The 23,043-nt window shown below is 50.7% G+C and carries 22 protein-coding genes; 8 read left to right on the top strand and 14 right to left on the bottom strand.

What is annotated here, in order from left to right:
• The first annotated feature begins 231 nt into the window (after positions 1 to 231).
• On the top strand, positions 232 to 663 hold the full coding sequence (locus tag RW092_RS02170) for a VOC family protein (RefSeq protein WP_016311933.1): 432 nt from the start codon (positions 232 to 234) through the stop codon (positions 661 to 663).
• Between the two features lie 20 nt (positions 664 to 683).
• On the opposite strand, the gene RW092_RS02165 is transcribed toward RW092_RS02170, so the two are convergent.
• From RW092_RS02165 to RW092_RS02120, 10 genes are all read right to left on the bottom strand, one after another.
• The gene (locus tag RW092_RS02165; protein WP_316009390.1) at positions 684 to 1,406 is read right to left on the bottom strand and encodes an N-acetylmuramoyl-L-alanine amidase family protein; all 723 of its coding nucleotides are present in this window, start codon (positions 1,404 to 1,406) and stop codon (positions 684 to 686) included.
• Positions 1,407 to 1,494: 88 nt separating this feature from the next.
• A complete protein-coding gene (locus RW092_RS02160) occupies positions 1,495 to 2,604 on the bottom strand; it encodes an ABC transporter substrate-binding protein (protein WP_316009389.1) in 1,110 nt (369 codons plus the stop codon).
• A gap of 175 nt (positions 2,605 to 2,779) precedes the next feature.
• A complete protein-coding gene (locus tag RW092_RS02155) occupies positions 2,780 to 3,931 on the bottom strand; it encodes a WD40 repeat domain-containing protein (protein ID WP_316009388.1) in 1,152 nt (383 codons plus the stop codon).
• Entirely contained in the window at positions 3,928 to 5,397 is a 1,470-nt protein-coding gene (locus RW092_RS02150; RefSeq protein ID WP_316009387.1) for a sensor histidine kinase, read from the bottom strand. Before RW092_RS02150 ends, RW092_RS02155 begins: the two co-directional genes overlap by 4 nt.
• A gap of 3 nt (positions 5,398 to 5,400) precedes the next feature.
• Positions 5,401 to 6,099 (bottom strand): response regulator transcription factor, encoded by a 699-nt coding sequence (locus RW092_RS02145; RefSeq protein WP_016311928.1) that lies wholly within the window; start codon positions 6,097 to 6,099, stop codon positions 5,401 to 5,403.
• A 148-nt stretch (positions 6,100 to 6,247) separates the two neighbouring features.
• Complete coding sequence (locus RW092_RS02140; protein WP_016311927.1) at positions 6,248 to 7,294, bottom strand: HD-GYP domain-containing protein; 1,047 nt, start codon at positions 7,292 to 7,294, stop codon at positions 6,248 to 6,250.
• A gap of 162 nt (positions 7,295 to 7,456) precedes the next feature.
• Positions 7,457 to 7,597 (bottom strand): hypothetical protein, encoded by a 141-nt coding sequence (locus RW092_RS02135; RefSeq protein WP_016311926.1) that lies wholly within the window; start codon positions 7,595 to 7,597, stop codon positions 7,457 to 7,459.
• A gap of 19 nt (positions 7,598 to 7,616) precedes the next feature.
• A complete protein-coding gene (locus RW092_RS02130; RefSeq protein ID WP_127575487.1) occupies positions 7,617 to 8,786 on the bottom strand; it encodes a Ger(x)C family spore germination protein in 1,170 nt (389 codons plus the stop codon).
• Entirely contained in the window at positions 8,779 to 9,885 is a 1,107-nt protein-coding gene (locus RW092_RS02125) for a GerAB/ArcD/ProY family transporter (RefSeq protein ID WP_127575486.1), read from the bottom strand. Before RW092_RS02125 ends, RW092_RS02130 begins: the two co-directional genes overlap by 8 nt.
• Positions 9,882 to 11,462 carry a spore germination protein gene (locus RW092_RS02120; protein WP_316009386.1) on the bottom strand — a complete coding sequence of 527 codons (1,581 nt, stop codon included), beginning with the start codon at positions 11,460 to 11,462 and terminating at the stop codon, positions 9,882 to 9,884. The genes RW092_RS02125 and RW092_RS02120 overlap by 4 nt, the downstream gene beginning before the upstream one ends.
• A gap of 188 nt (positions 11,463 to 11,650) precedes the next feature.
• On the opposite strand from RW092_RS02120, the gene RW092_RS02115 reads away from it, so the two are divergent.
• The 4 genes from RW092_RS02115 to RW092_RS02100 are packed head-to-tail and all read left to right on the top strand — an operon-like array spanning position 11,651 to position 15,824.
• Positions 11,651 to 13,249, top strand: a complete 1,599-nt coding sequence (locus tag RW092_RS02115) for a spore germination protein (protein ID WP_316009385.1) — start codon at positions 11,651 to 11,653, stop codon at positions 13,247 to 13,249.
• Positions 13,246 to 14,439, top strand: coding sequence for a Ger(x)C family spore germination protein (locus RW092_RS02110; protein ID WP_316009384.1), 1,194 nt, complete (start codon positions 13,246 to 13,248; stop codon positions 14,437 to 14,439). The genes RW092_RS02115 and RW092_RS02110 overlap by 4 nt, the downstream gene beginning before the upstream one ends.
• A 13-nt stretch (positions 14,440 to 14,452) precedes the next feature.
• On the top strand, positions 14,453 to 14,668 hold the full coding sequence (locus tag RW092_RS02105; RefSeq protein WP_028537701.1) for a hypothetical protein: 216 nt from the start codon (positions 14,453 to 14,455) through the stop codon (positions 14,666 to 14,668).
• A 28-nt stretch (positions 14,669 to 14,696) separates the two neighbouring features.
• Positions 14,697 to 15,824: a GerAB/ArcD/ProY family transporter gene (locus tag RW092_RS02100; RefSeq protein ID WP_316009383.1), complete on the top strand. Its 1,128-nt coding sequence runs from the start codon at positions 14,697 to 14,699 to the stop codon at positions 15,822 to 15,824.
• 3 nt (positions 15,825 to 15,827) lie between these two features.
• Here RW092_RS02100 and RW092_RS02095 read toward each other — a convergent pair whose 3' ends face one another.
• Positions 15,828 to 16,604, bottom strand: a complete 777-nt coding sequence (locus RW092_RS02095) for an ABC transporter ATP-binding protein (RefSeq protein ID WP_009225964.1) — start codon at positions 16,602 to 16,604, stop codon at positions 15,828 to 15,830.
• Between the two features lie 146 nt (positions 16,605 to 16,750).
• Between RW092_RS02095 and RW092_RS02090 the strand changes: the two genes are divergently transcribed.
• Entirely contained in the window at positions 16,751 to 17,590 is an 840-nt protein-coding gene (locus RW092_RS02090; protein WP_028537699.1) for a GNAT family N-acetyltransferase, read from the top strand.
• Positions 17,591 to 17,647: 57 nt separating this feature from the next.
• Here RW092_RS02090 and RW092_RS02085 read toward each other — a convergent pair whose 3' ends face one another.
• Complete coding sequence (locus RW092_RS02085) at positions 17,648 to 19,372, bottom strand: ABC transporter ATP-binding protein (RefSeq protein ID WP_316009382.1); 1,725 nt, start codon at positions 19,370 to 19,372, stop codon at positions 17,648 to 17,650.
• A gap of 203 nt (positions 19,373 to 19,575) precedes the next feature.
• Between RW092_RS02085 and RW092_RS02080 the strand changes: the two genes are divergently transcribed.
• Both RW092_RS02080 and RW092_RS02075 read left to right on the top strand, forming a co-directional pair.
• Positions 19,576 to 20,439 (top strand): class I SAM-dependent methyltransferase, encoded by an 864-nt coding sequence (locus RW092_RS02080; protein WP_316009381.1) that lies wholly within the window; start codon positions 19,576 to 19,578, stop codon positions 20,437 to 20,439.
• A 3-nt stretch (positions 20,440 to 20,442) separates the two neighbouring features.
• Entirely contained in the window at positions 20,443 to 21,213 is a 771-nt protein-coding gene (locus tag RW092_RS02075; protein ID WP_316009380.1) for an RluA family pseudouridine synthase, read from the top strand.
• 82 nt (positions 21,214 to 21,295) lie between these two features.
• Here the strand turns inward: RW092_RS02075 and RW092_RS02070 are convergent, their stop codons facing one another.
• Complete coding sequence (locus tag RW092_RS02070; protein WP_028537696.1) at positions 21,296 to 21,706, bottom strand: MarR family winged helix-turn-helix transcriptional regulator; 411 nt, start codon at positions 21,704 to 21,706, stop codon at positions 21,296 to 21,298.
• A gap of 119 nt (positions 21,707 to 21,825) precedes the next feature.
• On the bottom strand, positions 21,826 to 22,893 hold the full coding sequence (locus RW092_RS02065) for a branched-chain amino acid aminotransferase (RefSeq protein WP_316009392.1): 1,068 nt from the start codon (positions 22,891 to 22,893) through the stop codon (positions 21,826 to 21,828).
• Positions 22,894 to 23,043 lie beyond the last annotated feature (150 nt).

Raw genomic sequence — 23,043 nt, 5'->3', positions numbered from 1 at the left:
GCATCTTTATGATATTAATTTACGAATTATATTATCGTAATGTAAACAAAAAATCTCTAGTTTACTGTATTTTCCTCCTATCTTCCATCGAATGTCTTTTGGAAATAGTGAAATAAATCTTGAGTTAATATATCCCATTTATGGATTGTGTCTGATTCAAGTTGGTGGATTCTGGGTAAGCTTTAAGGGAGTCTATGCACAAAGAGAGTTATTTAAGAGGAGGAGAAGGATATGCCGATTGACGCATATTTGTATTTCGACGGCAACTGCCGTGAAGCGGTGGAGTTTTACGCCCAAGCGTTTGGTGTGGAGCGCCCGCAAATCATGACCTACGGCGAAGCGCATGCAGCTGAACCGGATTATGCGCTTCCCGAAGCAGCAAAGGATCGGGTCATGCACGCCAATCTGCAGGTAAGCGGCAGTCATCTGATGTTCTCCGACGTGTTCCCAGGCTCCCCTTATACCGTTGGAACGAATATCAGTTTGGCGCTGGTCAGCACCAATCGAGAGGAAATCACCGCCGCGTTTGAGCGTCTCAAGGAGGGCGGAACGGTGAAGATGGAGCTGCAGGAAACATTCTGGAGCCCTTGTTACGGCAATGTAACGGACAAGTACGGCATTGAATGGCAGCTCAGTTATGACGACGGGAGAAACAGCAGGTAATCCTGCCGTTTCTCCCGGGTTTATTTTCCGAAATAGCGTTTGAGCGCATCCACTATCGCTTGCGCAGCTTTGTCCTGCCCCGCTTCACTAAATAAGACCGACTCATTCTCCGCGTTGGTCAGAAACCCGATTTCGGCCAGAACCGCTGGAACTTCGCTCGTTCGCAGCACTTTCCAGCCTTCTTGACGAACGCCCCTGTCCCGAAAACCCAAGGCTTCGATTAAATGCTGGTGGATCATCTCCGCCAGTTCATAACTGCCGTCTCCTCTGTTGTAGTAATACGTCTCCGTGCCGGACACTGGCTCCGACCCTTCATACGTGTTGCCATGCAAAGAGATGAATGCATTTGCATGCAGCTCGTTGGCGACCTTGGACCGATCCTCCAGCTCGATAAACTCATCACTTGTACGAGTTAATACGGGTTCGAACATCGGATCCTGCTCAAGTCGTTCATAGACCTTCTCCGCTAGGGCCAACGTAAAATCCTTCTCTTCTCTGCCGCTCATGCTGGTCGCTCCCGGATCCTTCCCGCCATGTCCGGGATCAATGACGATCCGGTACTTCCCGGCGGTTCCGCCGGGAACGGCCCTTTCCTCACCAACCGCCGGTCCGGACGACAAGAACCGATGAACGGAACCTCCGTGCTTCTCACCACCAAGGGTAATCACACCCCCTAAGGACAGCAAAACCATAATGATCCCCAAGACAGCCACGAAATACGCGATCTTCCCACTTTTCCCCATAACTTCTCCTCCGAGTGTTCTCTATCTCCCTCAAATCGGAACCGACCCTCTCCCAGAATCGGATCCGTGCTGTTCATGATCACTGCTGCTATTCATTGAGATACGTCGTGACCTTGTTTTGGATCAGGCCGGCGACGTCCTCAGCGGATTTTTGCCCGCTGAAGAAAGCTTTGGAGTCTTCAGTAATGATTTCCGACAGTTGATCCGGCTGAAATTTAGATACCATATGGGTTGCACCGGTCAGAAACTGCTCAAACGCAACCAGCTTGTCCAGCTCGACTTGGACGGGTACCCCCTTCAATGGGCCCTCCTTGGCGGTTTGTACGCCCCCTTCTTTTTTCAACTGTTCGACTTCCTGCTTGTAAAGCTGCTTATTGAGCGGGAAGCCGGCATGGTTCGGATCGACCGGCACTTGATTCGAGATCATAAATTTCACGAAGTCCCAGGCTTGTTCCTTGGCTTTGGAGCTGCGATTCAATCCGATGCTTTGATACGGTTGAAAGTACCCGCCGGCCCCCACGTCTTGGGCATGCGGCTTGACGTAAAGCTTCATGTTTGGACTCCGATAGCTTTTTAGCGATTCGAAGTAATCGGCAGGCGAGTTGATCTGCACTCCAGCCTTCGCGAGCGCTTCTTCGTCGCCGGCCAGTCCGAGCAGGAAGAATGAAGTCGGCATCGCGTACAAGCCGCCGCCAAGCTTGGCATTGTCCAATATATTTGAGAAATAGTCCGTTTTCTTAAAAGTAGGATCTTGTGCGATCAACTCATCGAAGTTAACAAGCAGTCCGTTCTTTACATAATTGGCGGCCGGTAAATCATCCAGGATGAGCAAATCCGGCCCCTTTCCTGCCAGCATGGCCGTATTCGTTTGGGTCAGATATTTCTCCATCTCCGCCTCCAAATGAGCATCATCGGATTGCACGAACTGAAGTTGGATGTCCACCTCCGGGTGGATCTTTTCATATTGGTTGACCAGCTTCTCCAGACGAGTATCTGGAAAAAAGCTCGACAGAACCAACGTTGTTTTTCCAACGTCATCGGGATCCTGGCTTGGCGGTTCGCCCACGTGGTTGTCCGATTCACCGATTTGGGGATTTGGAGACGCTCCTCCCCCACCATGACAGGCAGCTAGTGAAAACAATAGGATGAAACTCACCGCTGCCGACGTTATTGCTCTTGTTTTGATTGATGTTTTCAACGTCCTATACTCCTTTCGGCCGCATGACGATAGCGCATTTCCTGTTTTTTGGCCACCTTCATCGTAAAGGGGAGATGTCACCATCGTTTGACCGAGTTGTCAACAAAATGTCTCCAATCTGTAAACACAAAAAAACAGGAGCGTTTCAAATTCACGCTCCTGTTGCTGCAAAACGTTATTTCAATTCGATAATGAAGGGCAGCCGATCGGATTCTTGAACCGCAAATTCCGTGCTTGGCATAGCGGCAGGCCCCTGCGACCCAATCAGACTTCTCCCGCCAAAGATCAACAATTTTCGATTATCCTCGCTCCAGGACATCTGGTAGGGCAGCACCCCCTGATATATTGGACTCGCATTGATTATATTGTTGCCCTGTACTCTACCAGCAAGCAAGGTACCATCTTCCTTACTATAGGCGATGGTGTGACGGTCCCTTGACAGCTCGAAGGTAAGGGCATAATCCAGCAGCACAGCCACTGCCTCATTCCGCAAATCGTATGCATACAACGTCCCGTCCTGACTTAGGAAGGCTACTTGATTGTCATTGAGCCATGCGGCTTGGCCATACCCGCTTAGCTCATGCTCATATTGGGCGACAAATTCACCGTTCTTTAGCTTTCCGACCACCAGCCTCGTTTCATCGATCCGTTGGACAAGAAGAAATGCGTTGTTCCCGTCATCGGAAATATGGACTGAGTTGTACAATTCCGCCTGCCCGTCCTTCAGAATCGGAATCTTGTAAGTTTCGGAAGTCCTATTTTGCATGTTGTAGACCACGATCTCAGATTGACCTGTCACTTGAGGTTCCGATACATAATTAGTGAAGGCGAGATACCGACTGTTGTCCGACCAAGTAAACTGTTTCGTCGTGAGCTCAGAAGTGTCCATGGTTTTAAGCTTGAGATCTGCTTCTCCGGTCAGAGACAACAGCTGAAGCTCATAATGGCTTCCCTTCTCCTCAATGGCGGCAATTCGCTTGCCGTCCGGGGATAGATTGAAAACGTACTGCTTGGCCCCCAATGCGCGAACCTTCTGCAAGTCCTCATATGGGGGCTTGATTTCCTCGAGAATTTGCGATCCGTTGGTTCCGTTATAACCCCCTAGCAAAGAATCGGTACCAAACCACCCCAATAGTCCGCCTTTGGCAGCGAGAGGAATTCGATAGATTTTCTCAACCTTGAAGGGCCCCGTAGGCTCGTCTGCATGTTGACTTTCCTCCGCATCCGGGATAATGATCGTCTGGGTCTGGGGTCTGCCAATACAGCCGGGCAGTAGAGTGACCGCGATCAACAACGATACAGCGATCATCCATATCCGCAGTTTCATGCCAACTCTCCTTCCGACTTCATGAATGGCAGCTCCACCACAACCGTGGTCAATTCGTTTTCGCTCGTCATCCGAACAGCCCCTCCATGATCATCCACGATCGATTTCACGATACCAAGTCCCAAACCGACGCTCCCCGTCTCCTTCGCACCATGCCGCTCAGGGACATAATACGGCTCGAAGATTTCGTTTAATTGTTCCGGTGGAATTGTCTCCCCCAGGTTGGCAAATCGATAACGAACCTGCTCCCCCGCCCGCTTGGCTTGAACTTCAATCTCCGAATGCGGCTTGCTGTATTTAATCGCGTTGTCCAGCAAATTGATGAAGATCTGCCGGATGCGGTCTTCCTGTCCGTAGACGTGAAGCCCTTCCTCGATCTCGCTGTCTATCGATTTATGGTAGCGCTTGGCTTTAAAGGCCAGTGCCTCGCACGTATCGCGCAACAGTTGTCCCGTGTCCACCTGTTTGAACTCTTCGCTGCCTGCCGTTTCCCGCGATAATTCCAACAATCTCAGTACCATCCCATGTAATCGCTCACTTTCTTGAACGACATGGTTCATGCCTTTCTCAAAAAAAGCCCGATCCGACTCCCCTTGCTGGCGGATGATTTCTGCATATCCAAGAATGGAAGTCAGCGGCGTCTTCAGTTCATGGGTCACATTGTCGAAGAAGGTTTTCCGCTGCCGATTTAAACGCTCCAGGCGGTCGCGGTCTCGTTCGATGCGAGCAATTTGCTGCTTGATCTGTCCGATCATCTCGTTAAAGTTCGCGGCCAGTCGACCAATTTCATCCCGCCGCGTCGGTTTGACGTCAATGCGCACGTCCAGATTCCCCTTCATCACTTCGCTCGAGGCATTGCTGAGCTTGACCAGGGGAATCGTCAGATTACGGGACAACAAATAAGAAAATAAGAAAGCTACAGCCAATATGCCAAAAGCCAAATACGTGATGGTCTTCAGAATGGTATCGCTCTGCTCGTACAGCAAAGAGAAGTCCTTGGCAAACCGCAAGATTCCCACATGACTTCCATCAATGATCACCGGGTAGGAGTAATGCACGGCGGCCGTCCCTTGTTTATAGGTGATCGTGTAGGCGGTTTTGCCCTCGAGCGCTTGCTTTAAATCCTCATCAGTTGCACCGGCAAACGCCTCATTGGATGAGGCATGAAGCAGCACCCCGTCCACCGTATAGGCGCTGACCTCGCTGGAGGTCGCCCGTTTCAGGTCACTGACAATCTCTTCAGCCATTTGCCCGAAATAGAGATCGTCGTTCGTGAAGTGATTGATTAAGAACGCCTGCCGAACATAGATGTTGCTGTTTTTCTTCAGACCAATCAAGTCGTCCGTGATGATGCTCTGGTTGTTCCTCTGAATGAGGTGGTCTACCGTTTGATTCAGCAATAGAAAGGACAGGGCAAAGATGAGAAAAAAGCCGACAAGAAACTTCCCTCGAATCGTGCGAACCATCGCCTAGTCCACCTGTTTCTCGAATTTATACCCGACACCAAACACGGTTGTGATCAGGTCGCTCGCGTCGAGCTTTTTGCGCAATCGCTGGATATGCGTGTCAACGGTGCGCGTATCGCCAGGAAAGTCATACCCCCACACGAGATCCAGCAGCTCCGAACGCGTATAGATTTTGCCCCGGTGATGATACAGACGCAGCAGCAGATCAAATTCCTTTGGGGTTAAATCTACAGGCTCTCCGTCCTTGCGTACGAGCCTTTCGCTTTCGATGACCTCAATGTTCTTGAAGCGAATCCGCTCTTCCTGCGGAGAAGTTTCAAGCCCGCCGGCGGCAGGCTGAACCCGCCGAAGGATCGTACGGATTCGGGCGACCACCTCTCGCAAATCAAACGGCTTCGTAATGTAGTCGTCCGCCCCAAATTCCAGACCCAGAATTTTATCAGTAATATCGGATTTTGCCGTAATCATCAGAATTGGAAGGTTGTAAACAGCCGTTACTTTCTTGCAAATGTCCAGACCACTTTGGTCCGGCAGCATCCAGTCCAGCAACAAAAGATCCGGCTGGAACGTCTTCATCAGCTCCAGCCCTTCGGCTCCGCTTCCGGCGGTGCGGGTGTCAAACCCTTCCTTAGACAACCCGTAAGCCAACAAATCGGCAATAGCCGCTTCGTCGTCGATGATTAGGATTCTCGTCTTCTCCATAAGCGCCTCCATTTTACTTCCTCGACACCTATTGTACCCGTCTGACGACGCTCAGAAAAGTTTGGCGTACAAGGGGTCTCAACTAAATAAAAAACAACCCTTGCTCCTTCGATGGAGTGCGGGTTGCTTCCACTGGATTTATGTAATTTTACATAAACACATGCACTAAATCGATATTTCGTTCTCTCGACAAATCCCGGAACTGCCACTCGTCGATTTGCACCAACGGTTTGAAAATATCAGTAGGGTTGTTCCAAACAATCGTCGCCGTTTCACCGTTGCTTAGTTTCACTTTCTTCCCGATGAAATTCGGCAGAAGATTGGCCGTCAACGCTTGAACCGCCTTCTCATTCAGCTTGCCGAAGCCGAGATTATAAATGTTTCGCAGCACCGTCAAGATATCCTGCCGCGAACCTGATGCGTCTGGAGACGTCATCGCTATGTATTCATTCGCTACCGCAACGATTTCGGCATAAGGATGAATTTTCTCTTTGCGCAAGCCAGCCGGATAACCGGAGCCGTCTTCCCGTTCATGATGCTGAAGTGCGACGAGAGCCGTCACTTCTTCCCCTGTCGATCGGCGGATAATGTCATAACCGTAGGAGGTATGACGATTCATTTCCTCCCGTTCTTCCCCCGTTAATTCATGCTCGCGGTTGCGAAGGGATTGCCGCACCTGACTCTTCCCGATATCGTGCAGATACCCCGCCTTGCTAATTTCATAACATTCATTTGGCGGGTGTCCCAACCAAGTGGCAATATAATAGGATAACAGACCCACCTGCAATGAGTGGTTATAAATATTAACATCCTCTTCCGTGAAGGCGATCAGGAGTGACACAACATCCTTATTTCGATCCAGGACCTCAAGCATAGGCACCAAATGCTGCTCAACCATGGATTGATTAAACTTCCCGGTCGTCAGCGCCTCTAAAAATAACGTTTGATACCCCTTCACTGTAAAATAAAAGTTATCGCGCAAATGCTGGATAAAGCTTGAATTCTTGCTAGAGTTCAGGGTAACTTCCCCTTCGCGTAATTCGATATCGACATAATCGATACTCTGCCGAATCAGCAGGGCGATTTCCTCCGCATGAATGCTTGTCCCCTTCGGAAGAATGTGCAACCCGGCTCGGTTAAACACATCGGTTCTCAGACGATCCCCTTCCTGAAGCTCCATGACGTGAGTTCTCATATAACCCCCCCTTCTTAATCTGCGCGTACACCGCCTAAAATCTACCTTTACATATAAATATCGCGCAAACCTACTCCGCCCTGAATAGTCCTAAAGGCGTGTTTTGGAAGGGGGGTTATTGCTGCTTTATTCATTGGGATGCAGGTCAAAAGCCCCGGATATTCACTTCCTCTTCCATGGTGGATCCCCGTAATGATGCAGCGCCTGATTGATGGAATAGACAATCCAAGGAATCACCGCCGACAATACTGCACAGACCCAGGTCATCGTGGTAGGAAGCCGATCTCGCACGATATTCCACATGAGCTATTCTCCTCCTTCCTTATTTGGTTTCCAACGTTGAACCTACGATGCGAATCTTGGCGCGGACTTTTACTTCGATATCGCATCGGGAAAAATAACGTTCGCCCTGCTCCCAATCGTCCTTGATGCTCTGCCAAAGCGCATGATGCCTGCGATTCAGCTCGTCTCCTAAATCAAGAACATCCACTCTAAATTCCTGCTGCAGCTTCGTTAATGTTCCATTGGTGATGCGGATTACTTCTTGCTCGGTTTTCTCCTCGAGTTCCGCAAGCTGATGAGCGGAAAGCAGATCCAATCGCTCCTGGGTCTCACCAACGTTTCCCTCCAACTCCAGATGGATGGTAAACCGGATATGCTCGGGATCGGACACATCCGCCTGAATGCTCTGACGCAAGCCTTTGATCTCATACGCCATATACTCGTCATTCACATGGATCTCCAGAACCCCGTCCTGGGCGGTGCCGCGTAAAATGTTTAATCCCGAAGTCTCCTCTTCGTTCAGGAGCCCCTTCAGCTTCTGAGCATTGTCGAAGAGCGCAGTCCCCGATACGGAAACCTCATTTCCCAGTTTACGGATGATTGGAAGGGCGAAGCTGCTCTTGGACAAGATGTAGGCTTGGACTTCTCCGATGTTCGTTGGCGGATAAATGCTGGAGCTCTTCGTTGGATTTAGTGAAGTGGATTCAAAAAACATCACCGGGAGCTTCTCATTTTTCGGATTCGTCGCCAGTACTTCACGCGCATCTCCTTCCGTCACCATAATTTTCGTGGCTCGACGCATTTCATGGTCACGGAGGAAAAGATCCAATACAGAGGCAAGCTCTCCGCTTTCAGACAGTTTCCGAGAAATCAGGATCATGCGCATATGTTGCAAATAGGGGCTGCGGCTCGTTTGATAGGACATCTTGCGAGCCGCCGCAAACATCGTATTCGCGTTAGTAGACAGGTTAAAGTAAGCTTTGGAAGAACTCCCGTTTTTACTGTCGCCTTCTCTTGCCTGCAGCCCCCCTGGAATGACAAATTGGTAGGTAAGGATAAATTGCCCGTTCTGCGCCTCTTCCTCATCGGCAAGATCGATTCCGGCCCCTACGACAAACCCTCGATCTTCAATTTCGACCCGGTCCCAGCAACCGGTCAACCCTAAGGCTAGGATTAGTGCGGCGAACCCAACACAGCAAACTCTACGCACGTCCCTTCACCCCCCGCAGGATCGCCAACAATAACAGAAGGGTTGGAATGACCATCCCCACCCCGATGCCAGCGTAACTAATCCATTCAGCAAACAGCTGAAGTTCATCTATATTTTGCGGCTGCATGATGATGAGGAACAGAATCGGGCCTAACCCAATCGCCAGCGCCATGCGCTTCGCTTTTGAAAATACAGCTTCTATCGCCGAGAGAGACACATCGAAGGCCATCGCCGCTGAATTAAATAGCGTAAGTATCCAAACTGAGAAAAAAATCGACTCAAACCGTTCAAAAAAGCCCCCGGGTACCTCAACTTGCTTGGCCAACTCCTCCGTGGGATACAGCGTGCTGGCGGTCACCTCAGCACCAAACATGCCCAAGGTGATTAAAAACACGAGCAAATAGAGAATAAGCGGAATAAGCATCCCCAAGGTGGAGGCTTTTACGGCTTTCTTCGGGTTGTTGAGGATTGAATTATAGAACAATAAAATCTCAAACCCGAGAAATGAAAAGGTCGACTCCTTGGAAGTTATCACCAACTCCCGCCAATCGGTCACAAAAAACGGCATTAGGTTATGGAAATCAAAATGGCTGATATTCATCAATAATAAGACGAAGATCAGCATGATCACGATGGGTAAAAACAATGTATTTAACCGGAACAAGGTCACACTAGGTCCGGATACGCCATAGATGAGCACTAGGAGAAAGACGAGGCTGACGATCTCTACCGGTGTCCGATCGAACAAGTAAAGGCGCGAAATGCTTGCAACGCCTCGGGTCTCATAAGCCACGAATGCTAACATATATACAGCGAACATAAGAGTGATCAGGAGGGCCAGCGGCTTTCCGATGACCGCACCGCCGATTTCATACAGGTTCTGCTTTGGAAATCGGCTGATGAGCTTGGCGACAATCCACGAAAAGAATATGGCACCAACACCGCCGATGAGAATCGATACCCACCCATCAACAGAATGTGTCTTTTGTACGATGATACGCGGCAAAGTAAGCAACCCGAAACCAATGAGCATATTCGCAACGGAGGCGAACACTTCATAGGTGCCTACTTCTCGATCTCCGTACTCAAAGGACTTCATGTACCGCCCTCCCTACTTCCCATCCTGGATTCATCTTTGGTTTGCAAAAATTGAGGCCGCTTCGACAACATCGGTAACGGGGCTCGAATGATCATATCCCGCCAGTCGCGATAGAAGCTGGGGGACAACGGTGTAAAATATGGAACCCCGAAGCTATTTAATCTCGACAGGTGAATGCAGATCATAATGAGGGTCAAGATGATCCCGTACAGCCCAAACATGGAAGCGGCAAGCATAATAATAAACCGCAAGATACGGAAAGCAATACCTGCGCTGTAGGCAGGGATGGCAAAGGAAGACATAGCCGTCACTGCAACGACAATGACCATAATTGGACTTACAATCCCCGCCTGCACCGCCGCTTCGCCGATGACCAGACCGCCTACGATCCCGATCGTTTGCCCGACCGGCTTGGGCAGGCGGATCCCGGCTTCCCGGAGCAGCTCCAACGTCAATTCCATGAGAAAAGCTTCGATGACGGCTGGGAACGGCACGCCTTCCCTAGCTGCCGCAATCGAAAAGGCCAGCTTGGAGGGAATCAACCCTTGGTGAAAGGACACTAGAGCGATGTATAACGATGGAAATGTCAACGATACAAATACCGCCGTATATCTCAAGATCCGAATTAAAGATCCAATCAGCCAGCGCTCATAATAATCTTCCGGTGACTGCATTAGAGTTTCGAATGTCGTTGGCATAATTAACGCAAATGGCGTACCTTCCAGTAATATCACAACTTTACCTTGTAGAATCGCTGAAGCAGCCTTATCCGGACGTTCCGTATGCAGGATCAGAGGGAACGGTGTTAAGAAGCTGTCTTGGATGAGCTGCTCGATCATCCCGCTTTCCGGCGCATCGTCAATATCGATCGACTCGACTCTTCGTTTTACCTCTTGGACAAGCGCAGGATGCACAATGCTATCGATATAAGCGATAATGAGCTCTTTCTTCCCACGTTCCCCAATGCGGTAGGGATCGAATCGAAGTTTCGGATCCCGGATCGTCCGCCGAAGCAGGATAACATTCGTCTCAATGCTCTCGTTAAAACCTTCACGCGGCCCGCGGACTAGAGCTTCCGTTTCGGGCTCCTCCACGCTCCGTCCTGTCCATTTCTTACTGCCAATCAGGAGAACCTGATCCAGATCATCAATAAGTAACGCGGTATCCCCAGACAACAAAGATACGAGAATCATGTCAAGGGATCGCGTTGTTTTATATTTTTGAACCGATAGAAATTGCTTGTCCAACCGCCGGTACAATTCTTGTCCGGTGATGGGCTCAGAACAGTTAATGGCGGAATACGCCTTCTGTATGGATGTAACGATATGATCGTTAATCATTTTCAAATCCGCTAGACCGGCAATACACACGATGGCGCATGGAGGAGTCCCTTCAGCACCGCAGATAAACCGGGTCACTAAATCATCAGGAGCATTCAAGAGACGAACGATGCTCGCAACCGACGCATGAACGCTCCGTGTGATGCAGTCGTCAGCCGAAGTGTTACTTTGCGATTCCCCGCTGATTCGGATTGGACTGCGCTTTTTGTGCGTATTTCGGAACATTATTCTTGGCATGAGAACCCTTCCCCACTGGACTATTCTTGTTGATGATATCGTTACCCTTTATTACCAACTTGCTTCAAAAATAATCTCGTTTCGATTGATGTTGGTCTTCACTCCGGATTTGCCAAAAAATTAGTATATTTCTCCTGTCAACGGCGCATCTTAACTGGGAATAGTCGGCTAAGGAAGGAGGTAGTTCCATGCGTATCATAAGAAAGCTGCAACGTCGAAAACACTCCCTCGGGGGAAAGTCAGGCAAAACACCGACACTCCCCCCAAGCCGTATGGATGCTTCAGCCCTCGCTGACGATCAAAGCTTACAAGCTCGGTTAGAGTGGATGAAGCAGGTGCTTAAGGATAGCTCAGACATCATCTATCGCGAATTTACGATCAGCTCGGGTCAATCGTGTGCCCTCGTCTATGTTCGCGGAATGATTGCACAGGAAACGGTCCAGCAATTTATCGTTCGCAGTCTACAGCGAGAATCCGCGTTGCTGCAGGAGAAAAATATTTATCAGTTCCTGTTCGAGGATAAGGCATTAAGCGTATCTACAGCTACCGTCATCGATGACTTAAATCAAGCGATTCAAGCCATCCTGAACGCCGAAGCTTTGCTGATGATCGACGGGGATAAGCGGATGTTGACGTTCTCCATTTCCGATTACCCGACGCGCGGGATCGATGAAGCTCCCAACGAATCTGTCATTCGCGGGTCGAGAGAAGCTTTTATCGAGGACTTGGAGAAGAATTTGACTATGATTCGACGCCGGATTAAAAGTCCACATCTGAAAACCCCGACGGTCAATAAAGGTCGGGAAACTCGAACCAGCATCGTACTGGCTTATGTCGAGAACGTATGCAAACCGGAGCTTGTAAAGGAAGTGCAACGTCGACTCTCTTACATTGACATGGACGGCATCCTGGGCTCCGCCTACGTGGAAGAAATCATCGAAGATAACCCTTATACGCCTTTTCCTCAACTGCAGTACACCGAACGGCCTGACGTCGTCGCCGCAGCGGTGCTGGAAGGAAGAATTGCCATCATCGTAGATGGTTCACCGATTGCGTTGCTTGCTCCGGTGACCTTGCCGATGCTGCTGCAATCGGCGGAGGATTATTATCAGCGTTATGTCGCAGCGAACTGGATTCGCTGGATTCGTTATTTTTTCGTCTTTGCTTCTTTAACTCTGCCGTCCATTTATATCGCAGTCACCACGTTTCATCCGGAAATGATCCCTTCCCAGCTGCTGATTACGATTGCCGCTTCACGCGAAATCGTCCCCTTTCCGGCGCTATGGGAAGCCTTTGCGATGGAACTGGCGTTTGAAGCTCTTCGCGAAGCTTCCATTCGGATTCCAAAATCGATCGGGCAAGCGGTATCCATTATCGGCGCCTTGATCATTGGCACGGCCGCCGTTCAGGCGGGGATCGTCTCAGCGGCGATGGTGATCATCGTCTCCTTAACGGGGATCGCTTCGTTTATCATCCCCCATTTCGATTTAGGCTTGGCGTTTCGATTGCTCCGTTTTCCGATTATGATCCTAGCCTCCATGTTTGGGTTGTACGGCGTCACCTGCGGGTTAATCCTGATTTACATCCATTTGGTCAATTTGGAATCTTTTGGACTTCCCTATTTATCCCCGATTGCTCCGCTCATGGGCAAGGATTTGGGAGATACGTTCATTCGGGTTCCTTGGTGGAAGATGCACAAACGACCGATGCAACTCTCGAACAACGAAAACCGACAAAACTCAAATCCTCGCAGTTGGGTAAAAGAGAAGAAAGGTGATTTCGAGTGACGAGAATCCACCGCGCTATCGCAACAGCAACTTTGATTTTCTTGCTTTTGATCGGCGTTGGCGGATGTTGGTCTGCTCAGGAACTCAACAACCGTGCGTTTGTAAACACCGTACTGATCGATCGGACGGAGGACGGGCAAGTAGAGCTGACCCTAGGATTTCCGCTCCCGAACCGGATGATTCCGGGGGAAGCTGGCGGGACGGGGCAACCCGAAGGGGATCCGTTTAGCTTTATAACTAGACGAGCAGAGAACCTCAGCCAGGCTTTAAATTTAATTCAAATTGACTTGTCCCGGAATGTCACCTTTGGTCAAACCCGTGTCGTTGTGGTAGGCCGAAGAGAGGCAGAGCATGGCTTGGACGAAGTTGTCGAATTCGTCTTCCGTCAGCCCTCCTTCCGGCTGAGCGCCAGTTTATTCGTAACCCCTGGCGAGGTCAAAGAAATCACGAAGGCACCGATGGTATTCGAACGGATTCTCAGCGACATCCTGCGGAAATACGTCAACAATCACTATGTATTGGATACTACCGTCAAGGATTATAAGCTGGCGCTATACCAAGGCGGGGATATTCTGATCCCGCTGCTGTCCTTCGGAGAGTTGCCAGAAATTGCCAAGGAGAATCCAAAAACAAACCGTTGGATGGGCTCCGGAGGTGCAGCGATTTTCAGCGGCGGGAAAATGGCGAAGATCGAGCTCACTCCTCTCGAGCATCGAACCGCGCTGTGGATCAGCTCTCAGCTAAAAAATACAACGCTCACCCTCCCCTCTCCCACCGATGAGAAGGAGATTAGCTTTTACATCGAAGGCATAAAGACGAGTATAAAACCGAAAGTACAGGGAGATCAGGTCTCGTTCAAAGTCGATAGCAGTGCAAAAGCTTATATCGAAGCCTCACTGTCTCGCATCGATTTGAAGGACCCGCAAGTTCTCCGTGAATTGGAGAAACTCCTGAGTAAGGACGTGGAAGAGCAGTTTATCCATGTGCTGGACAAGACTCGGAAAGCCCGATCTGACGCCTTCCTCATGAGCCAATATCTGGATTGGAGTCATCCGAAAATTTGGCATTCGATGCAAGATCAATGGAAGAATTACTACGCCAAGGAACTCCCGATTGAAGTTGATGTGAAGATTAAATTAAACCGTACGGGCGGTGTGTTTCGTTCGGTGGTTCACGAAACCAATAGATAGCGAGGGATTCAATGTGGTCTATATTGGTATCCTGTATGTGCTCATCATACTGGCTGACTGGCTGATGCAGAAAAAAGAAGGAGTTCAGCTAAAAAAACGAATTACCGTTCTGGTCGTCTCCATCTGTTTTTTTGTCATCTCAGAAGTCACATTTAAACTGAAGGATCAATGGAATTTCATCATGATGATGGAATATTTACGCAAGTCGATGCTGGGCGGATCGTTTTGACACGATCCGACATTAGGAGGCGGAATGAATGCTCAAGAAAATTACAACCAATCAAATCTTTGCGCTTTTCAGCTTGCAAACCTTCACCACCGTCATCGCTTTTTATACAGGGATGTTGCTTGGAGGCAGCAAGTATTCTACGCCGGTTGCCGTTGTGGTGGGCGCTTTGCTGGGGCTGCTGTTTTGCTACCCCGCCTATAAGCTCGCATCCTCTCGCCCCAACGAATTTTTTGTAGAATTCGGAGGCAAAGTAGTGGGCCGTCCCCTCCATATCCTCTTCGTTCTATATATCGTGATACTCCATCTCTTTCTAGCTGCCCTCAATTTAAGGGAGCTTGCTGATTTCTTGTTATCGGAATATTTGATTGGTACGCCAGGGTGGGCGGTGATCGCCATCTTTGGAGTCTGTGTCGCCTATGCTGTTCGCTGCGGGATCCTGACGATCTTCCGTACGGCTGAAGGTTTTTTCCTCATTTTTGCCGCCGCCTTCTTCTTTATTCCGTTTATCGGGTTTCAGGAAATGGAATTGGATATGTTCAGCGCCTTGATTAACCATCTCTCGGCAAGAGATATGGTTGCCTCAATCCTAGATACGATGGCGATTTTTGGAGAGATGGCATTCTTGTTTTTGCTATTTCCTTATCTAGAGATGCCAAAAAAAGTGTTCCGCACCCTCTTCGGGGCTACGCTCACTTCATTGCTGCTGATCGTGTTGCATCTCATTCCGATCCTGCTGACGTTTGGACCGAACCTGGGAGCCAATCTGGTTTACCCTGACATGGAACTGGTTCGTTTCATTCGTGTCGGCTCATTTATCGAAACGATGGACCCGATCTTAATTATTTTGTGGCTGACCAGCATCTTTGTAAAAATTGCGTTTGTGGTATTCACCGCGGTCTTATGCATTGCCCAATTGACTGGCGTGAAAGATCATAAACCGTTCACGCTGCCGGTTGTCGCCTTTGTGTCCATTTACGCCATGTCGATTGCCAGAACCCCCCCGGAAATTATTTCTTTCCTGTCCTGGGAAAGGGCGCCGATGTTCTTTTTCGCCGAATTTCTCATCCCCAGCTTCTATTGGTTAGTGGCTGCAATACGCAAAAAAGCCTCCGGCTCCAAAACAGCAAAACCCGCCGGGAGTACCCCGACGGGTTAAGGCTTATTTCGTCGACAGCCAAGCTCGTTCCTGATTCCATCGCAAAGCCACCGGCGTTTCAAAGAAATCGGATAACCCGGTTTCGTTCAGGACATCCGACGTTTTCCCTTGCGCGTAGACTTCTCCCCGCCGGAGCAGCAGCGTATGCGTGAAAATCGGCAAAATTTCCTCGGTATGGTGCGTTACATACAGCATATGCGGCGTATTCGGTTCGGCGGCCAGCTGTGCGATGCTTTCCAGCAATCCTTCCCGGGAGATGAAATCCAGCCCGTTCGTTGCCTCGTCCAGGATGAGCAGCTGGGGCGAAGCCATCAAAGCCCGAGCAATCAACAGCTTTTGCTGTTCACCTTGGGAACAGGTCTGGTAAGTTCGTCCATGTAAATGGCTGCAATGGAGCTGGTTCATGAAGGCTGCAGCCCGGTCGTAATCCTCTGACGTTGGTTTCTCGTAAAGTCCGATGGTTGCAAACTTGCCGCTTACCACAAGATCTTCAGCTTTTTGCCCCCCGTGTAGTCTGGCCTGCATCGAAGAACTAACCCACCCAATCGTTTTGCGCAGCTCCCGCAAATCTACTTCGCCAAACCGGTTCCCCAGTACGCTGATATGGCCAGATGTCGGCCAGAGGTAGCCGCTGATCATGTTCAGCAACGTCGTTTTGCCTGAACCGTTCAAGCCTAGCATCGCCCAATGTTCTCCCTCGCGGACCGTCCAATCGATGCCGTTTAATACGGCTTTCCCATCCCGGAACCAAGTCACTTGTTCCATTTCGATGATATTCATTCCTAGTACCTCCGAAAAAATAAGTAGATTTGCAGTACTTTCAAGCTACCCCCGTACTTGCGATATGTCAAGCGCGTCTGCCCACGATTTCACGTGCCAATTTCCTTCCGATCCGCTAGAATACGAATGAAGGGAAGTGAGCTGGCATGAATCTAACATGGACATGGGCTGACGTAGAAGCCCTCCAACAACACGTAGAGCAGCATGACGGAATTGCTTTGAAGTTAAATTGGGACACCTTACACTCCCGCAAGGAAGAGAGTGCCGCAGATTTGATCGAGTTCCGCGACGGGCAACTGGTCGCTTTCTTAGGCTTGTATCCGTTCGGAAGCACGCTGGAGGTCTGCGGCATGGTTCACCCGGATTACCGCAGACAAGGTATTTTCACCTCTCTGCTGCAGCGTGGGTTAAACCTAGCTACGGTGGGTTCGTATCCGAAGATCCTATTGAATGCTCCTGGGAACTCCGACTCGGCCAAGCATTTCCTTGCCGCCTATCCTTGCCGCTATGAATTCAGCGAATTTCAAATGAAGCACTCCCCTGAAGCGGCTTGCACGAATGCTCCGTCCAGAACGGCTCAAATCGCTCTCCGATCCGCGGAGGACACGGACCGACCGCTGCTCGCTCGCCTCGATCAGGAGGGATTTGATCTCCAGGCGGAGGAAGCCCGGTTGTACTACGAGAAGTTAACGGAGGAAGAAATTCGTCAGAACGAGCTCATCGTGCATGAAGGCGAAGCCGTTGGGAAAATTCGGGTGTCCCGTCGTGATCAGGAGGCTTGGATCTACGGCTTTGTTGTTACTTCATCCCGGAGGGGGCAAGGCATCGGTAGTACTGCTTTGCGTCAGGTGGTTGAACGCGAACGTGCCAAAGGCTTTGAGGTCTGGCTGGAAGTCGCACTCAACAACCCCCAAGCCAAGAAACTTTATGAACAGACGGGGTTTCGAATTTGCCGCTCCCAGGACTACTATGCTTATTTGCGTTGATTCTAAAACGAATCAGACCGCAGGCTCTACGGAAGAGCTCCTGCGGTCTTCGTTCATCTAATTATTCAAATGTCCAAACTGGGCCTGATGCAGCCGGCTGTAATGACCACCGGCGGCAATCAGCTCCTGATGGCGCCCCTGCTCAGTAATGCCCTCTTCTGTCACCACAACGATCCGGTCGGCATTTTTGATCGTAGCCAGCCGGTGAGCGATCACGAGTGTGGTTCTTCCCACGGACAGCTCGGCCAGCGATTGTTGGATCGCCTGCTCCGTTTCGGTATCCAGGGCGGATGTCGCTTCGTCCAAGATCAGGATCGGCGGATTTTTCAGGAACATTCTTGCGATCGCCAACCGTTGTTTTTGCCCGCCGGACAGCTTGACGCCGCGTTCACCAATCACCGTCTCCAATCCTTCCGGTTGCGAGCGAATGAAATCCTCGAGCTGCGCCCGCCGCGCTGCCTCCCAAATCTCCTCTTCTGTTGCCTCCAACTTGCCGTAAGCGATGTTCTCACGAATCGTCCCCGAGAAGAGATAAACGTCCTGCTGTACAATCCCTATATTGCGCCGCAGTGAGGACAGGGTTAGATCGCGAATATCCATCCCGTCGATGGTGATCCGTCCGCCATCCACATCATAGAAGCGCGGCAGCAAGCTGCATAGCGTAGTTTTGCCGGCACCTGACGGCCCTACGAAGGCGACGGTTTCCCCAGCTCGAATCTTCAAGCTGACGTCCTCCAACACGCGAGAAGCCCCTTCATAACCGAAAGAAACCCGATCGAAGTAAATGTCTCCCTTCAAGGTTCCAACGTCAATCGCATCCGGGGCATCGGCTACGTCCGGCTCCGTATCCATAATTTCCAGATAATGCTTGAAACCGGCAATCCCCTTCGGATAGCTTTCGATGATCGCATTGATTTTCTCAATCGGCCGGATGAACACGTTTGCCAGCAACAGGAAACCAACGAACTCTCCGTAAGTTAACTCCCCGTGAATAACAAACCAAGTTCCGCAAACCATCACGAACAACGAAACAAGCCGCATTAACATGTAGTTGATGGACAAGCTCCCCGCCATGATTTTATAAGCCCACAGCTTCGTAGCACGATAGGCGTTGTTGTTTTCCTCAAACAGCTTTTGCTCGTGCTTTTCGTTTGCAAACGCCTGAACAACACGGATGCCGCCGATATTCTCTTCCACGCGGGAATTGAAATCAGCGAGCGCGGAAAACAAGCCGCGGTAGGTCTTCGTCATTTTTCCATTGAAATAAAGCGCCGTCCAAACCAGCACCGGCACAACGAGGAAGGTCAGCACCGCCAGCTTCCAGTTAATCGACAGCATCAGCAGGAACGAGCCGATCAGGGTCATTCCGGCGATAAAGACGTCCTCTGGTCCGTGGTGCGCCAGCTCTCCGATATTGTCAAGATCGTTGGAGATTCGCGACATCAGTTGTCCGGTCTTATGATTATCATAGAAGCGGAAGGACAGCTTTTGCAGGTGATCAAACATCTTTTTGCGCATGGTCGTTTCAATGTTAACCCCCAGCATATGGCCCCAGTACGTGACGATGTAGTTCAACGCCGTGTTCAGGAGATATACACCTAGCAGCGCAGCCGAAGCCCAAATGATCAGCGCCCAGTCGCGACCCGGCAGCAGCTTGTCCACGAACTGGTTAACGGCGACCGGGAACCCGATCTCCAGCAGACCCGCCACCACAGCACAGGTGAAATCCAGAATAAACAAATGTTTATAAGGCCGGTAATATGAAAAAAAACGACGTAACATTTCCAATGCTCTCTCCTTGATCCTCTAAAACTTAGCGTTTTATTGAAAGACTACCACACCCGCGGAATGAATTGAAGATCGTTTTCACCTTGAAGGTAGCATGCCGATAGAAAAATAAGGTACAATAACTACCGAATCTACAGAACTTAAGGACATGCCCAAACGGGCGGGCCGCAAAAAGCGGTGGAAGGAAGGATCAACACATGTATGTAGCAAATGATTGGCAGGATTATGAAGTCATGGACACCGGAAACGGAGAAAAGCTGGAGCGCTGGGGGGACATCATTTTGCGGCGCCCCGATCCGCAGATCATCTGGCCGATCGCCAATGAAGATCGCAGTTGGCGCGATGTGCACGGGCATTACCATCGCAGTTCCTCCGGCGGCGGACAATGGGAGATGAAGAAGCAGATCCCCGACCGTTGGACGATTTCCTATGACCGGTTGAAATTTTATATCCGCCCCACCAATTTCAAACATACCGGATTGTTTCCGGAACAAGCTGCCAACTGGCGGTGGATGATGGACAAGATCGCCGGCGCGGGTCGGCCGATTCAGGTGCTGAACCTGTTTGCATATACCGGCGGGGCCACTGTAGCCGCAGCTTCAGCTGGCGCTTCGGTTGTTCATGTCGATGCAGCGAAAGGGATGGTCCAATGGGCCAAAGAGAACCTGGCGCTGTCCGGTTTGGCTGACCGTCATGTACGCTTCATCACGGATGACGTGTTCAAGTTCGTACAGCGGGAGCAACGGCGCGGCAACCGATATGACGCGATTATCATGGACCCTCCGTCCTACGGGCGTGGTCCGGGTGGTGAGATGTGGAAGCTGGAGACGAGCCTCTACCCGTTTGTAGAGTCTTGCTTGTCGATCCTGTCGGACAAGCCGCTCTTCTTCCTTATTAACTCGTATACGACCGGCATTTCGCCTACCGTTCTGAACAACATTCTGACGATGACCGTCAAGAAGCGTTACGGGGGACGGATCTCGGCCGGTGAACTGGGCCTGCCGATCACCCGCTCAGGGCTTCATCTCCCTTGCGGCATTCTCGGACGCTGGGAGGAATAACCGATGGTTTCCGAAGTCAAGCGGACCTCGGGACAGCCGGCGATGGCGATCCTATATGAAGACAACCATCTGCTCGGCATTGAGAAGCCGGTGAACATCCCTACCCAGGAGGATGCCAGCGGAGACCCCGATCTGCTGAATTTGCTGAAGGCGGACATCAAGGAGCGGTATAGCAAGCCCGGTAACGTGTATCTCGGACTTGTGCATCGGCTGGATCGTCCGGTCGGAGGTGCCATGATCTTCGCCAAGACTTCCAAAGCCGCTTCACGGTTAGCGGAGATGGTGCGAAGCCGCCGATTCAGCAAAACATATGTCGCTGTCGTACACGGAACGCCGCCGCAGCGGCAAGGGCGTTTGACGGATACGCTGCTTAAAGACGAACGCACCAATACCGTGTCTGTCGTTCCAGCGGGGACGTCCGGCGGCAAAGAGGCGCGGCTCGATTACCGGGTACTCGGCACTTCTGCATCGGAGCAGCTGAGCCTTGTGCAGGTGGAGCTGCATACCGGCCGGCCGCACCAGATCCGAGTGCAACTGAGCCACATCGGCTGCCCTCTGTATGGCGATCAGAAATATGGCGCAGGGTGGAATAAACCAGGCCAACAAATCGCCCTTTGGTCGTTGTACGTTGGATTTCCGCACCCGGTGACGAAGGAGCCGATCGATCTGATCTCCCTCCCGCCGCGTGCGTATCCGTGGGATCTGTGGAAGGAAGAAACGTATACCCGCCTTGCAGCGTTGCTGCAGGCTGGGGGGAACGGAATCGAGATGTAAAAAAAGGCGGGACGTCTGAAGCTGACAAAATCAGCTCCTTGACGTCCCGCCTATTCATTAGACTCCCTCGTAGGCAAGTTCCTTATTTCGTTCCCGAAATTTTGCCCAACAGAAATACGAGCAGTTGTTGATTATGACTTGAGATGCGATTCAACACGCCGCTTAAGTAGGCGTTGCGAACTTCGATCCCCCGGCGGACTTCGGATTGTCCTTTATCCGTAATCGACACCCACACGTTGCGGCGATCGTTCTCATCCCGGTCGCGGCGAATCAGTTCGCCCCGCTCCATACGGTCCAGCAGCATCGTTACTGCAGCCGGCGTCGTGGAGAGATACGGAATCAAATCGGACGGCTTCAGATTGCCCTGCTGCTCCAGCAGCTCCAGAACGGTCAACTGCGACGTCGTTAGTGTGGGAGCCAGCTCCTCCTCCATGTGGGTCTGATAATCCTTCACGATGAGATCAAGCAATCTGGCAAATTCAGCGGTATGCAATCTTATCCCTCCTTGCCTTACATCACCATTTGGATAATTCGCTGCTTCCTTCGCAAATTCCTGCTGCCTTGAAGCAATTATCCAAGGGTTTACGGCAAAGGGGCACCGTCCCGTTGTTTTTAACGGACGGAATACCGCCATCCGAAGGAATCCTCCCGCTCTCCGCGTTGGATTCCAGTCAATGTCTCGTACAGTTTTGCCGACAATGCTCCGGTTTGGCCTCCAGCAATCTCCATGTCATGACCTTCCCACGTCATGCTGCCGATCGGAGAGATGACCGCCGCCGTTCCGGTGCCAAACGCTTCTTCAAGTTTCCCTTCCTTATGGGCCTCGAACAGCTCTTCAATTGAGATCCGGCGTTCCTTAACGGGAACTCCCCACTCCCGAAGAAGATGAATGACCGAGTCCCGCGTGACACCAGCCAGAATACTGCCGTTCAGTTCGGGAGTGACCACTTCCCCGGCAATTTTGAAGAACACGTTCATGCTGCCCACTTCTTCGATATACTTCTTCTCGATTCCGTCAAGCCATAACACCTGGGAGAAGCCCAGCGATTTGACATCTTCCTGGGCTTTGATGCCTGCGGCATAGTTCCCCGAGGTTTTCGCTTCACCGGTACCGCCGCGAACCGCCCGAACGTACCGATCCTCCACATAAATGCGCACCGGATGGATGCCTTCGCGATAATAAGCCCCAACCGGCGATAAAATGACGATCAACCGATACTCCTCTGCGGCCCGCACCCCAAGACCTGCTTCAGTGGCAATAATAAACGGTCGGATATATAAAGAATTGCCTTCGCCTTCCGGCATCCACTCTTCCTCTAAAGCGAGCAGGCGGCAAATACCTTCCAGCACTTCCTCCGGATCCACCTGAGGAATCCCAAGACGTAAGCATGAATGATTCAACCGGCGTAAGTTCATATCTGGTCGGAACAATACGAGCTCTCCCTGCGGTGTCCGGTAAGCCTTCATACCCTCAAACACTTCTTGCCCGTAGTGGAACACCATCGCCGATGGATCCAGCGAAATCGGTCCATACGGCACGATTCGCGGATCGTGCCAGCCTTGATCTGCCGTATAATCCATAAGCAGCATATGATCGGTAAAATATTTGCCAAAGCCCAGCTGATCGGCAGCCGGCTTCGCTTTTTTAGCCGTCGTTAATGTGATGGACCAATTTCCCATATTCATTTCCTCTTTCCCTTTATCGGATTCACGAACTAACGAAGCAATAATTACTCTGTCTTTCACTATACCGATTCTTTCTTCATTGATCAATAACATCGTTTCAATTATATTCATTGACAACATCTATGTATTAAGGAGAATGATCCG

Origin of the sequence: Paenibacillus sp. 3LSP (assembly GCF_032465655.1) — a bacterium.
GTDB lineage: Bacteria > Bacillota > Bacilli > Paenibacillales > Paenibacillaceae > Fontibacillus > Fontibacillus barengoltzii.
Note: the sequence above shows the minus strand (reverse complement) of the source record. Positions and strands in the feature narration are given on the sequence as shown.

Coding starts and splice junctions, on each gene's coding strand:
- RW092_RS02140 (WP_016311927.1), bottom strand. CDS start 7,294: ATGAGAACTCACGTCATGGAGCTTCAGGAAGGGGATCGTCTGAGAACC.
- RW092_RS02170 (WP_016311933.1), top strand. CDS start 232: ATGCCGATTGACGCATATTTGTATTTCGACGGCAACTGCCGTGAAGCG.
- RW092_RS02115 (WP_316009385.1), top strand. CDS start 11,651: ATGCGTATCATAAGAAAGCTGCAACGTCGAAAACACTCCCTCGGGGGA.
- RW092_RS02155 (WP_316009388.1), bottom strand. CDS start 3,931: ATGAAACTGCGGATATGGATGATCGCTGTATCGTTGTTGATCGCGGTC.
- RW092_RS02145 (WP_016311928.1), bottom strand. CDS start 6,099: ATGGAGAAGACGAGAATCCTAATCATCGACGACGAAGCGGCTATTGCC.
- RW092_RS02085 (WP_316009382.1), bottom strand. CDS start 19,372: ATGTTACGTCGTTTTTTTTCATATTACCGGCCTTATAAACATTTGTTT.
- RW092_RS02095 (WP_009225964.1), bottom strand. CDS start 16,604: ATGAATATCATCGAAATGGAACAAGTGACTTGGTTCCGGGATGGGAAA.
- RW092_RS02100 (WP_316009383.1), top strand. CDS start 14,697: ATGCTCAAGAAAATTACAACCAATCAAATCTTTGCGCTTTTCAGCTTG.
- RW092_RS02065 (WP_316009392.1), bottom strand. CDS start 22,893: ATGGGAAATTGGTCCATCACATTAACGACGGCTAAAAAAGCGAAGCCG.
- RW092_RS02075 (WP_316009380.1), top strand. CDS start 20,443: ATGGTTTCCGAAGTCAAGCGGACCTCGGGACAGCCGGCGATGGCGATC.
- RW092_RS02120 (WP_316009386.1), bottom strand. CDS start 11,462: ATGCCAAGAATAATGTTCCGAAATACGCACAAAAAGCGCAGTCCAATC.
- RW092_RS02150 (WP_316009387.1), bottom strand. CDS start 5,397: ATGGTTCGCACGATTCGAGGGAAGTTTCTTGTCGGCTTTTTTCTCATC.
- RW092_RS02135 (WP_016311926.1), bottom strand. CDS start 7,597: ATGTGGAATATCGTGCGAGATCGGCTTCCTACCACGATGACCTGGGTC.
- RW092_RS02090 (WP_028537699.1), top strand. CDS start 16,751: ATGAATCTAACATGGACATGGGCTGACGTAGAAGCCCTCCAACAACAC.
- RW092_RS02165 (WP_316009390.1), bottom strand. CDS start 1,406: ATGGGGAAAAGTGGGAAGATCGCGTATTTCGTGGCTGTCTTGGGGATC.
- RW092_RS02125 (WP_127575486.1), bottom strand. CDS start 9,885: ATGAAGTCCTTTGAGTACGGAGATCGAGAAGTAGGCACCTATGAAGTG.
- RW092_RS02080 (WP_316009381.1), top strand. CDS start 19,576: ATGTATGTAGCAAATGATTGGCAGGATTATGAAGTCATGGACACCGGA.